The 12,965-nt window shown below is 62.6% G+C and carries 7 protein-coding genes; 6 read left to right on the top strand and 1 reads right to left on the bottom strand.

Features of this window, described 5'->3' with window-relative positions; translation table 11 throughout:
• Positions 1–107 precede the first annotated feature (107 nt).
• From ASC91_RS24870 to ASC91_RS24845, 6 genes are all read left to right on the top strand, one after another.
• Positions 108–3,212 (top strand): TonB-dependent receptor, encoded by a 3,105-nt coding sequence (locus ASC91_RS24870; RefSeq protein ID WP_056203680.1) that lies wholly within the window; start codon positions 108–110, stop codon positions 3,210–3,212.
• A gap of 322 nt (positions 3,213–3,534) precedes the next feature.
• A complete protein-coding gene (locus ASC91_RS24865; RefSeq protein WP_056203678.1) occupies positions 3,535–5,274 on the top strand; it encodes a tryptophan halogenase family protein in 1,740 nt (579 codons plus the stop codon).
• A gap of 195 nt (positions 5,275–5,469) precedes the next feature.
• Positions 5,470–6,846 carry a glycoside hydrolase family 43 protein gene (locus tag ASC91_RS24860; RefSeq protein ID WP_235532098.1) on the top strand — a complete coding sequence of 459 codons (1,377 nt, stop codon included), beginning with the start codon at positions 5,470–5,472 and terminating at the stop codon, positions 6,844–6,846.
• A 162-nt stretch (positions 6,847–7,008) separates the two neighbouring features.
• Positions 7,009–8,691 carry a glycoside hydrolase 43 family protein gene (locus tag ASC91_RS24855; RefSeq protein ID WP_200955337.1) on the top strand — a complete coding sequence of 561 codons (1,683 nt, stop codon included), beginning with the start codon at positions 7,009–7,011 and terminating at the stop codon, positions 8,689–8,691.
• A 44-nt stretch (positions 8,692–8,735) separates the two neighbouring features.
• Positions 8,736–10,145 carry a glycoside hydrolase family 43 protein gene (locus ASC91_RS24850; protein WP_056203673.1) on the top strand — a complete coding sequence of 470 codons (1,410 nt, stop codon included), beginning with the start codon at positions 8,736–8,738 and terminating at the stop codon, positions 10,143–10,145.
• Positions 10,146–10,250: 105 nt separating this feature from the next.
• Positions 10,251–12,425 carry a galactosylceramidase gene (locus ASC91_RS24845; RefSeq protein ID WP_056203670.1) on the top strand — a complete coding sequence of 725 codons (2,175 nt, stop codon included), beginning with the start codon at positions 10,251–10,253 and terminating at the stop codon, positions 12,423–12,425.
• Between the two features lie 171 nt (positions 12,426–12,596).
• Here ASC91_RS24845 and ASC91_RS24840 read toward each other — a convergent pair.
• The coding region (locus tag ASC91_RS24840) for a PA14 domain-containing protein (RefSeq protein WP_235532097.1) at positions 12,597–12,965 on the bottom strand (369 nt) is incomplete at its 5' end.

The following is a 12,965-nucleotide window of genomic DNA, read 5'->3' as shown; positions in this document are numbered from 1 at the left end:
GCGGTGACACCAGCATCGCGAGGGGCGGCCTCGGCATTCGGTGCCGGGGCACGCGGCAGCGCTGAAGCCAGCTGCCGCCGGACACATCGAAGGAATACGGAGACACCATGAAAAAACAGTTCCGCACCACGGCCATCCATCGCGGCATGGTCCACATGATGCTGCTGACCGTCGGCAGCGCCGCAATGGCACAGACGGCGGCTGAAAAGCCGGCAAACCTGGAAACCGTTGTCATCACCGGGCAGCGCGCAGCGCTGCAGTCGGCGCAGAAGATCAAGCAAAACGCCGAGGAAATCGTCGACTCGGTCGTCGCGGAAGAGGCCGGCAAGCTGCCGGACAAGTCGATCACGGAAGTGCTGCAGCGCGTCGTGGGCGTCGTCATCGACCGCAACAAGTCGCGTGGCGACCCGGAGCACTTCTCCGTCGAAGGCTCGGGCATCAGCGTGCGGGGCCTCAGCTGGGGTTCTTCGGTGCTGAATGGCCGCGAGTCGTTCTCGGCCGGTTGGCCGGGCCGCGAGCTGAGCTGGGGTGACATCCCGCCAGAGCTGATGGCCGGCGTGGACGTCTACAAGAACCCCTCCAGCGAGATCATCGAAGGCGGCGTCAGCGGCACAGTGAACCTGCGCACAGCCTTGCCCTTTGACTACAAAGGAACGAAGGCCTACCTGTCGGCAGGCAACAACTACGTGCAGCGCTCGGGCAAGAATTCGCCCAGCGTGTCGGGGCTGTACACCACCCAATGGAATACGGACATCGGGCGCGTCGGCGTGCTGCTGGACCTCTCCTACAACCACTCCAGCTTCCAGAATGAGAGCATCCAGCTGGATGCCTACTTCCCGCGGACCGACCTGATCGCCGGCAAGGTGGCCTGGGCGCCGAAATCGGCCTCGTTCCGGAACAACACCGGCGACACCGAACGTGCCGGCTTCTACGCCGCGCTGCAGTGGAAGAAGGACAGGATGGACTCGTCGCTGACCTATTTCCTGTCGGGCGCACGGGAGACGGGCAGCGAGCAGGGCATCTACACCGGAGTGGAGAACCCGTACAAGTCGGTGATCAAGAATGCGACGTACGACGCCAACAACGTGCTGACCTCTGGCCTCTACACCTACCCCAGCGGGGGCCTCGGGGCGAACACCTTTGCCGATGGCGGCCTGGGCTTCAACGTCTCGCGCGGCTGGAATCGGAGCAATTCGAAAACCGGTGAACTGGCGTGGAACTTCAAGTGGGCCATCAACGACCAGTGGCTGGTGCAGAACGACGTCCAATGGGTTCATGCGAAGAACGATTCGATCGGCCGCAACATGCAGCTGGGCACCTACGTGCCGAGCATGGGCATCGACGTGTCCGGAAAGAGTCCGGTGCGCATCGGGTTCGACCAGACCGCCACGGATTTCCTGGCCGACCCGAAGAACTATTACTGGAACCTGGTCATGCCGGGCATGAGCAAGGCCGATGCCGACCTCTACGCCTGGAAGGCCGACGCGCGTTACCGTTTCGAGGACAACCCCATCCTGCGTGACATCCGTGTCGGCGTGAGAGCCACCTATCGCGTGGCACGCCACTACGACGCCACGGGCAATACCTGGACGTCCACTTCCGATCCTTGGGCCGTCAAGCAGACCTCCACGCCCGGCAAGCCGCCTGCGGTCACCGATGGGCTCGACTGGCAATCACGCGGAAGCTTCGGCTACATGAGCGACCCGCGCTACCAGACCGTGCCGGTCGAAGTGTTCAACTTCAGCAACTTCTATGGCGGCAAGGCGGGCAAGCTGCCGAACATCGTCATGCCGACGATCGGTGCCGTGCGCGACTACCCGAACACATACAAGACGCTGGCCAACGATTACCGCTACCAGCAATGCCTGGATGGCAAGGCGCTGTTCCCCACCATGAACATCACGTGCGACTACGCGAAGGACTATCAGAACTTCCAGGAGCTGGTTTTCGACGGCAACCCGGAAAAGACCAGCACGCACAGCGAACAGACCGACGCGGTCTACGCCACGCTGCGCTTCGGCTTCGACGACCTGAAGTTCCCGATCGAAGGCAACGCCGGTGTGCGTGTCGTGCTGACCCGCGACGTCTCGCACGGCTACACAGCTTTCCAGACGCAATACAACTCGCAGACGCCGCCCGATCTGCCGCGCTTCGACCAGCTCGGAGGGCCTCTGAACGTGCAGAACGAATTCGTCAAGGTGTTGCCGTCGCTCAACCTGAAGATGAACTTCACCGACAGGTTGCAGGCTCGCCTGGCGATGGCCCAGAGCATGAACCGACCCGGCTTCAACCAACTTGGCGAGTACATCAAGCTGTGGCAGGACTACGACGCCATCAACCAGAGGGTCTCCTACCGTGGCGAGAACTCTGGCAACGTCAAGCTCAAGCCGATCACGGCCAACAGCTATGACCTGGCGCTGGAGTGGTACCCGCGTGACGGCCAGTCCATCACGGGCACGGTGTTCCATAAAGATGTCAAGGACGTCATCATGAACACCTCTTACAGCCGCACCTACAACAGTGTGGGTGGCAATCCGCAGATTTTCTCGGTCACGGGTCCTGCCAACGTGGGCAAAGCCAAGGTCAGCGGCCTGGAAGTTGCGGGCATGACCTACCTGGACAAGCTGCCCTTCCTGGACGGCGTGCTGCCGGAGTGGGCCAAGGGCATCGGCGTGTCGGCCAACTACACCTACATCGACGCCAAGCAAAGCCTGTACAAGCAGATCTACAACCCCTATTGCGATGCGGGCAGGACGCAGACGAATGGCACCTTGCACCTGTTCGGCTGCGACACCAACGGCGTGCCGTTCAACGATCTGCCGCTGCCCTACATGGCCAAGAACGCGGCCAACTTCGTCTTGATGTACGACCGCGGCCCGTTTTCGGCACGGCTGGCCTACAACTGGCATAGCCGGGTGCTGCAGGGGGCGGATGCCAATGGCACGCGCGGCGATGATGCGACGAGCGCGGACCCGACGCGCCCGGGTGCCCGGGATGTGGGCTGGGGCCTGCCGACCTGGCAGGAGGCGTTCGGCCAGTGGGACGCGGGCATGAACTACAGGTTCAGCGACCAGTTCAGTATGTCGCTCAACATGACGAACCTGAACAACGTCATCGTCCGCCAGACGCAGCAGCAGCACATCGGCACGATGGGGCGTGCGTGGTTCTACCCTGGCCGCAGCTACTCAATGAGCGCACGCTACGAGTTCTGACGCGGTCCCTGACGCGGCGTAACTGCATGCCGCCTGGACGGACTGTCCGGGCGGCATGCCCACTTGCGTGGGTCGGCGCCGCGTGGCCAGAGATGGAAATGATGGACGTCGGCGCAGATCATAGCCGCTCGCGCGTTGCGGGCGGCGGAAGAACTTGCAGCAGGGCTGACGCGGTCCCTGACGCGGCGTAACTGCATGCCGCCTGGACGGACTGTCCGGGCGGCATGCCCACTTGCGTGGGTCGGCGCCGCGTGGCCAGAGATGGAAATGATGGACGTCGGCGCAGATCATTGATGGCGCCCAAGAACTTGGCAGAGTCTCTATGACGCAGAAAATTGCTCGCATCGTCGTCGTGGGCGGTGGCAGCGCCGGCTGGATGGTGGCCGCGGCGCTGGTCACCGGGCTGAAGGGCCGCGCCGCCGTCGAGGTGGTCGAGTCCGAGGASATCGGCATCRTCGGCGTGGGCGAAGCCACCTTCCCRTCCATCCGCAACTACAACCAGCTGATCGGCATMGACGAGCGCGATTTCCTGCGCGCCACCAACGGCACCTACAAGCTGGGCATCCGCTTTTGCGACTGGCTGGACGTGGGCAAGGACTACTTCCACACCTTCGGCCACTTCGGCAACCTGTTCGGTTCGCAGACGCTGTGGGGCCAGCACCGCCGCATGGGGCTGRCCGARCCGCTGGGCGTGCAGTGCGTGCCGACGGTGATGGCGATGAAGGGCCGCTTCGTGCTGCCCGACGAGCAGGCGCAGTTCAAGTACGCCTACCACTTCGACCCGCTGGGCGTGCAGTGCGTGCCGACGGTGATGGCGATGAAGGGCCGCTTCGTGCTGCCCGACGAGCAGGCGCAGTTCAAGTACGCCTACCACTTCGATGCTGTTCAGTACGCCGCCTTCCTGCGCAAAYTGGCCGTGCAGCGCGGYGCCCGCCACACGCTGGGACGCATCACCGACGTGTCCCGCCGTGCCGATGGTGGCGTGGCCGCCGTGCAGCTGGAGGACGGCCGGCGCATCGARGGYGACCTGTTCGTCGACTGCTCGGGTTTTCGTTCGTTGTTGTTGGGCCAGGCGCTGGCAGAGCCCTTCGTCGACTTCAGCCACTGGCTGCCCGTCGACGGCGCCTGGGCTTGCCCCACGGAGCGGGTTGGCGAGGAACTGGCCCCGTACACCCARGCCACGGCGCTGGAAGGGGGCTGGGCGTGGCGCATCCCGCTGCAGAACCGCACCGGTCATGGCCACGTCTTCTCAAGCCGCTTCATCGACGCCGACCGTGCCCGCGAACARCTGCTGGCCCGGCTCGACGGCAAGCCGCTCGGCGAGCCGCGGYTGYTGCGCTTCACCACCGGCCACCGCGAGCGCTTCTGGGTGCACAACGTCGTCGCCATCGGCCTGTCCTCSGGCTTCCTGGAGCCGCTSGAGTCCACCAGCATCTACCTGATCCAGGACGGCATCAGCCGYCTCATGACCCTGCTGACSGCCGGCCGGCCGGTGGACGAGAACGACCGGGCCCTGTTCAACGACGGCGCGGCWCGCCGCTTCGCGCGCATCCGCGACTTCATCATCCTGCACTACTGCCTGACCCGCCGCCGCGACAGCGAGCTGTGGCGGCGCGACAGCGAGCTGTGGCGGCACCGCCACCATCCCGCCGGCCGGCCGGTGGACGAGAACGACCGGGCCCTGTTCAACGACGGCGCGGCTCGCCGCTTCGCGCGCATCCGCGACTTCATCATCCTGCACTACTGCCTGACCCGCCGCCGCGACAGCGAGCTGTGGCGGCACGTGTCATCGATGGAGCTGCCAGAGACGCTGGCCTTCCGGATGGAGCTGTGGCGTCGCTACGGCGTGCTGCATGAGTACGACGAAGAGGGGTTCGACGCCACCAGCTGGCTGGCCATCCACGCCGGCATGGAGCACTGGCCGGAGCGCAACGATCCGGTCTTCGCGGAGATTTCGCCGGAGCGCGCCACGCAGGCGCTGGACCAGCGTCGCAAGGCCATCGAAGCCTCGGTGGCGCGCATGCCGCAGCACCATCGCATGCTGCTCAAGATGCTGGGCTGATCCCTGGCGCATCTTGAGCTCATGCGGGCACGATAAAAACCATCTGCTGCACGCCCACTGGCGTCAGCTCGGACTGATCAACCTGAAAGGTGAAGCGCCATGCGGCATGGGTCGAAATCGCCCGTAGTTTTCCCAGCGGATGGCCGTTTCGCCGCTCCGCATCGTTCCGAATCGAGGTTTCCCATGATTGCGCGCGTGCTTGCGCTCCTGGCGCTTGTCCAGGCCTGCGTCTGGCCGCAGCCGAGCCAGGCCGAGAACCCCGTCGTCCAGACCAGCTTCACCGCCGATCCGGCACCGTTGGTGCACAAGGGGGTTGTCTACCTCTACACCGGGCAGGACGAGGACGACGCCCGCGACTTCAAGATGCGCAACTGGCGGCTCTACGCGTCGACCGACATGTCGAACTGGACCGACAAGGGCGTCGTGGCGTCGTTGGCCACCTTCCCCTGGGCGGTGCAGGACAACGATGCCTGGGCTTCCCAGGTGGTCGAGCGCGACGGCAAGTTCTACCTTTACGCGTCGGTGAGTGTGCAGGGCTGGCCCAAGAGCGTGATTGCCGTCGCCGTGGCCGACCGGCCCGAAGGCCCCTTCAAGGATGCCTTGGGCAAGCCGTTGATCGACAAGGCCAACGGCTACTTCGATCCCACGGTCTTTGTCGATGACGACGGTCAGGCCTATATGTATTGGGGCAATCCCCATCTTTGGTACGTCAAGCTGAACAAGGACATGATTTCCTACTCGGGCGAGATCAAGCAGATCGACTCCAAGCCGGGGAACTACCAGGAAGGCCCCTGGTTCTACAAGCGCCAGGGCAAGTACTACATGGCCTACGCATCGGCCTGCTGCCCCGAAGGCATTGGCTACGCCATGAGCGACAAGCCCACCGGCCCCTGGGTCTACAAGGGCGACATCATGGACCACAACACCAACTCGACTGGCAACCACCCGGGCATCATCGACTACATGGGTGGGTCCTACCTGTTCGGGTTCAACTACCGGCTGAACTTTGCCGACACGCCCATCCATCGCGAACGCCGCTCCGTCACCGTGACCCGGTTCGACTACAACGCGGACGGCACCATCAACATGCTCCCCTGGTGGGACAACGTCGGCGTCGCTCCGCTCAAACCCTTGTCGCCCTACGAACGCGTGGAGGCCGAGACCATGGCCTGGACGTCCCGCGTGAAGCGGGATCGGGATCGCCCGTTCGACTGGGCGCCTGGCATCAAGACCGCGCGCAGTGACAAGGCCGGCATGTATGTCACGCGCATCACCGATCTGAGCTACATCAAGGTCAACGGCGTCGACTTTGGCAGCAAGGGCGCATCACGCTTCGTCGCCAACGTGGCCAGCGAAATGGACGGCGGCAAGATCGAGTTGCGGCTCGACAGCGTCGAAGGTCCCCATCTTGGCACCCTGACGGTGGCCCGCACCGGCGGCCGGGATCAGTGGCAGCAGCAAAGCGTGCCGGTCTCAGGCGCCACGGGCGTGCACGACCTCTACCTCATCTTCAGGGGTCAAGGCGAGCCGACGATGTTTGAGTTCGATCACTGGCGCTTCGAGCGCAAGTGAGGTCTGCGACCCTGAAGCCGCCCCCGGATCTGAGCGATAAAGAAGAACGAGATTTCCGTCGCCGCAGCTGACGCTTCCTCGCCGTCGCGCCGTGCGCTGCTTCAGGCCGTTGCTGCTGCCTTTACGGCGCTGGACTCGCAATAACTACTCCAGAGACAAAACATGAACACACACGCTGGCAGCCTGGGCCGCCGTTCCGCCGGCTCTCCCGCGCGTCTCATGAACCGCCCGATCTTTCCCATGCTGATGGCCCTCGTGCTCTCCGTCGCGTCTCAGGTCGTTCCGGCGGCCGAGGCTGCACAGGCAGCACCAGCTGCACAGGCGGCTCCTGCCCACAACCCGCTCATCTGGGCCGACGTCCCGGACATCGCCATCATCCGTGTCGGCAAGACCTACTACATGAGCAGCACGACGATGCACATGAGCCCGGGCCTCCCGATCATGAAGTCCACGGACCTGGTCAACTGGAGCATGGCTTCCTACGCCTATGAAACCCTTGCCGACAACGAAGCCATGCGCCTCGAAAACGGCAAAACCGCCTACGGTCGCGGCTCCTGGGCCAGCAGCCTGCGTTTCCACAACGGCGTGTTCTATGTCTCGACGTTCGCCTCTACCAGCGGACGCACCCACATTTACACCACGCGCGATCCGGAGCGCGGCCCGTGGAAAGAGACGAGTTTCGAGCCAGCGCTGCATGACCACAGCCTGTTTTTCGACGACGACGGTCGCGTTTACATGCTCTGGGGGGCCGGTCGCATCACGCTCACCGAGCTGCAACCCGACCTCTCCGGAATCAAGCCCGGCGGCGTGAACAAGGTCATCATCGAAAATCTCAACGCCGTCTTCGGCTCCGACCTGGGCGGGCTCAGCGAGGGTTCGCAGCTTTTCAAGATCAACGGCCGCTACTACCTCGTCAACATCGCCTCGCCCGGGAGCCGCTGGGCGCGCAGCGTCATCGTCCACCGCGCCGACAAAATCGACGGTCCCTACGAGGGTCGCATCGTGCTCGATGACCGCGGCATCGCCCAGGGCGGCCTCATCGACACGCCCGAAGGCAAGTGGTACGCCTATCTTTTCAAGGACAACGGCGCCGTCGGTCGCATTCCCTATCTCGTGCCGGTGACCTGGAAGGACGGCTGGCCCGTGCTCGGCGAAAACGGCAAGGCGCCCATGACGCTCGACATCCCCGCCGGCGTACAGGGCGTCTCCGGCGTCTCGGGCGTCGTCGCCTCCGACGAATTCGACCGCCGGCCCGGCGATCCCGACCTGCCCCTCGCCTGGCAATGGAATCACAACCCCAAGCCGCGTGACTGGTCGCTTACCAAGCGCCCGGGCCACCTGAGCCTCGTCACCAGCCGGGTCGTTTCCACGTTGCCGGAGGCCACGAACACCCTCACCCAGCGCACCTTTGGCCCCAGCAGTTTCGCCACCACGAGCATCGACGTGAGTGGCATGAAAGACGGCGACCTGGCCGGCATCGCCGCTTTTCAGAAAGACTATGGGTTTGTTGGCGTAAAGATGAGCGGCGGCACCCGATCTCTCGTCATGGTGAGCGCCGACTCCGGCAATCCCGAGGAAATCGCCTCCGTTCCCCTCTCCGGCAAAACCGTTCACCTCAAGGTCGAATGCGAATTTCTGCCCGCGCCTGACGTCGCCCGCTTCTCCTACAGCCTCGACGGCAAATCCTGGACCCCCATCGGACGTCCCTCGGCTCTTCACTACACCCTTCCGGAGCACTTCATGGGTTATCGCTTCGGTCTCTTCTATTACTCGACCAAAACCGCCGGCGGCCGTGTGGACTTCGACTATTACCGAATCGGACAAGGGGCGAAAGACGGGCGCTGACGCGGCGCGACCTTATTTCCCACTTCCCCCAATTTCCGCCCGTCATGAAAAAACCAACCTTCTCCGCTGTCGTTCTCTTGTCCGTGTTTGCTCTGCTGCCCGCGACGTCATTCGCGCTCAACCCGGTTATTCAAACGATGTACACGGCCGATCCGGCCCCCATCGTCCATAACGGCACGCTCTACCTGTTTTCCGGCCACGACGAAGATGTCGGGGAAAAAGGTAACTTCAACATGAAGAACTGGGTGCTCGCCACGACGACGGACATGGTGAACTGGACCCAGCATGGCGCCATCGCCTCCCTCCGGGATTTTCCCTGGGCCGCCAAGGAGATCTCAGGCGGGGATGGTTTTGACAACGGCGCCTGGGCCCTCCAGGTGATTGAGCGGGATGGCAAATGGTATCTCTATGCTCCGTTGCAAGGCCGGGGCATTGGCGTGCTGGTCGCCGACAATCCCCTCGGGCCTTACACCGATCCCCTCAAAAAGCCGCTGATCGGCGGCCAGTATGACAGTATCGATCCGACCGTTTATATCGACGACAAGGGCCAGGCCCATCTCGCCTGGGGCAATCCCAATCTGTGGTCGGTGAAGCTGAACAAGAACATGATTTCCTACGACACCAGCGTCGGGGAGAACGGCCTCATTCGGCATCCGATGACCATCAAGGCCTTGGGCGAGCGCATCCCTGCGGACGCAAAACGCGGCACGTCTTACGAAGAAGGCCCCTGGCTCTATAAGCGCAATGAGCGCTACTACCTGTTTTTTGCCGCTGGTCCGCTCCCTGAGCCTCTCGGCTACTCCACCGGCCCCACACCGCAAGGGCCGTGGACTTACGGCGGCCCCGTCATGGCCCCGCAGAGCGCCTTCACCAACCACCCGGGCGTGGTCGATTACAAGGGCAAGACCTACCTTTTCTATCACAACGCCGCGCTTCCGGGAGGCGATGGCTTCAAACGTTCCGTGTGCGTCGACGAGTTGAAGTTCAACCCCGATGGCTCGGTCCCGATGGTGCAGCCAACCAAGGAAGGGCCGGCACCGGTCGGCACGCTCGATCCCTACAAGCGAGTCGAAGCCGAGACCATCGCCTGGTCTTCCGGCGTCAAGATCGAACCCAGCAGCGCCGGCGGCCAGAACGTGCGCGGCATCCACGATGGCGCCTACATCCAGGTGCGAAATGTCGATTTCGGCGTGACCGGCGCGCGCGCCTTCATGGCCAGCCTCTCCAGCACGGCCAAGGCCAAGGAGGCCAGCGGGGGGAAGATCGAGATTCATCTGGGCAAGCTCGACGGCCAGTTGGTCGGCACCCTGCCGGTCTCGGGAACCGGCGGCGAATGGAAGCAGCAGTTGGCCGAGATCTCTGGAGCCTCCGGCGTCCAAGATCTTTTCTTCGTATTCCGCGGTGCGGCCGGCGAAGAACTGTTCAAGTTCGATTACTGGCAATTCTCAAAATAGCTGTAGGCATCGGATCGACACGAAGTCGAACTTCCCAACACCCGAGGCTTATTTGTTTTTAATTGCCGGCCTCAGCCCGGCCTGACGATTTCGTGGAAGTTTCCTATGCGCGGCCGTTTTTCCTTGCCAGTTATATTTCTGTTATTGATTATCGGATCCAACGGCGTGCTCGCATCACCGCCAGAGCAGCGCATTACGCTGCAAGGCGATGCGGGCGGGAAGCGTTTTGACGGCATCGGCGTCGTCGATGGTGGCGGGGCCACGTCGGTCTTGTTGAAGGATTATCCAGAACCCCAGCGTAGCCAGATTCTTGATTTAATTTACAAGCCCAGGTTCGGTGCTTCCGTCAGCGCGCTGTACGTCGAAATTCCCGGCGACGGCAATTCTACGCAGGGCTCCATGCTCAGCCACATGCACAAGCGCGATGACTTGAATTATTCGCGCGGCTATATGTGGTGGGTTATGCAGGAGGCCAAGAAGCGCAATCCGAAACTCTCGCTTGATGCCACCGCCTGGAGCGCGCCCGGATGGCTGGGCGACCAGGGTCCGGTGTTTGCAAAACAAGCCGGTAGCGACGACAAGGGCGACCTCAACTTCTTTTCACGAGACACGGCCAACTACTACGTGACGTGGCTCCAGGGCTTGCGCCAGGTGTATGGGCTGGAGCTGGACGCGATCGGAATTCGCAATGAAAAGGGCGTGAGCTATGACTTCAGCAAGGCGCTGCGCACGACCCTGACAGCGAATGGTTTCAAGTCGACAAAGATTCACGCCTTTGACAACTGGCCGGACGATTGGAAATTCAATTTTGTGAAGGACATGCTGACGGACAAAGACTTGCGCGACTCGATCGACATCATCGGCGCCCATATCAATCCGCCCGCGTCATTTACGCCAGCATCGGTGCGCGAGTTGGCTGAAAGCCTCAACAAGCCGATCTGGAATACCGAGCAGCACGTGTACAAGGCGGGCTATGACGGCCTGATCTCGATGGTGCAGGGTTTCAACGAGAATTTTGTTCGCAGCGGCGCCACCAAGGTCGTCAACTGGTATGGCATTGCAGGCCTGTACACCATGACCCCGTATTCCGGAGAGAAAGAAGCGGCCATACGGGCCAACTGGCCTTGGAGTGCGCATTACCAGCTCAACCCCGTGCTTTGGGGTTACGCCCATTACGGCCAATTCACCGAAATTGGCTGGACCTACCTCAAGGGTGGCAGTGGCGACCTGACGGCGGGCGGCACTTATGTCACCCTGAAATCGCCAGCCAGCGACTACAGCATCATCCTTGAAACCAAAGACGCCAAGGCCCCGCAGCAGGTCCGCTTCGAAATTGGCGGCGGCCTGTCGTCGAACAAGCTGGCAGTCTGGCGCAGCAATGAGAAGGAGCATTTCGTACGCCAGGATGACCTCGAACCGGTCAATGGTGTCGTGACGCTCACCCTCGATCCGCATGCTGTCTATTCACTGACGACCACCCGTGGGCAGCGCAAGGGTGGTTTCGACAAGATCCCGGAGGTCAAGGCTTTTCCCTTCCCCTATTACGAGACCTTCGAACAATATGCCGATCCGAAGCAATGGGGTTATTTGCCGCGCTACTTCTCCGACATCAGCGGTGCCTTCGAGTTGACCGCTTGTCCAGGGGGGAAAGGACGTTGCTTGCGTCAGATGACGCCAGTGCCAACGATCTCGTGGGGGCCCGACTGGCAGCCGTACACCATCGTGGGTGACGACGCCTGGCAAGACTACGAAGTCAGCACCGACGTGTATCTGCAGCCTGGCGACACGGCCGCCGTGATGGGGCGTGTGAACCACGTTGGCACGGGTTTCGGTGTCATCCCCAAGGGCTACTTCGCGCAACTGGACGACAGCGGGCAGTTGCGGTTGGTGGTCATTCGCGGCAAGGCTGACCCGAAGAAGCTGGAAGGCGACGCCGAGCAGCAGGCCTTGATCAAGGCGCAAAACGACAGCAGTCCTGGCGGGGAAAAAGTGCTCGCGACGACGCAGTTAGCGGGCATCGCGCCAGCTCAGTGGCACAAGTTGGCGCTGCGTTTCAGCGGGTCCACCATCACCGCCGTCGTCGATGGCAAAGCGGTACTGAGTGCGACCGACACGCTGTACGGGAAGGGCATGGCGGGTCTGATGGCGGGCGCATCGCAGAACCGGGTCAGCACGCCGTACTTCGACAATGTGCTGATCAACAGGCTGGATGGCACTTTGCCGAAGCCAGCGACCGCCATCGCTGGACAGCGTTCGGTTTATCCAAGCTCGGCGCAGTGAACTTCTGCGGTCGATCATCGGTCTGACCGATGATGGTCGATCTGAAATCGACATGTTCTCCTACGAGAAACGCAGCGAGCATGAGTCGCGGTGGGCAGCCGGCAGATGGACGCTGACCACAGCGGTCAGCGCGTAACCCAGCGGTGCGCTGGTCAAGCTCGCGGCATCGTGCTATCCCGGGGCCGAAGCGGCGGCCGGCGGGCGTCCGAGCAGCCGGCGGGGGATGTACTGGTAGTCCTTGCCGTCCGGCTTCTTCCAACCCAGGATCAGCGCGAGACCGTAGCCAGGCCCCTGAAAGTAACGCACACGGAAATTGCGCAAACCCTTGGCCAGCTTCACGGTTTCCATCAGCGGATAAGCCGCATGGATGCCGTCGTTGTTGATCACCTCCACGTCATCGATGGTGAGGATGGCCCCATCATCAGACAGCAGCATGAGGTCCATGGTGAGGTCCTGCGGCATGTTGACGGTGAAGCGGATGTCCAGCCCGAACCATTCGTTCATGTCCAGGCCAGGGAAGTTCATGTCCAGGCCAGGGAA

This window comes from Pelomonas sp. Root1237 (genome assembly GCF_001425055.1).
Taxonomy (GTDB): Bacteria; Pseudomonadota; Gammaproteobacteria; order Burkholderiales; family Burkholderiaceae_C; genus Pelomonas.
This window is presented reverse-complemented; position numbering and strand designations above follow the sequence as displayed.

What these genes read in the sequence shown, in the direction of transcription:
- ASC91_RS24855 (WP_200955337.1), top strand. Translation starts at nt 7,009, where the DNA reads ATGAACACACACGCTGGCAGCCTGGGCCGCCGTTCCGCCGGCTCTCCC.
- ASC91_RS24850 (WP_056203673.1), top strand. Translation starts at nt 8,736, where the DNA reads ATGAAAAAACCAACCTTCTCCGCTGTCGTTCTCTTGTCCGTGTTTGCT.
- ASC91_RS24870 (WP_056203680.1), top strand. Translation starts at nt 108, where the DNA reads ATGAAAAAACAGTTCCGCACCACGGCCATCCATCGCGGCATGGTCCAC.
- ASC91_RS24845 (WP_056203670.1), top strand. Translation starts at nt 10,251, where the DNA reads ATGCGCGGCCGTTTTTCCTTGCCAGTTATATTTCTGTTATTGATTATC.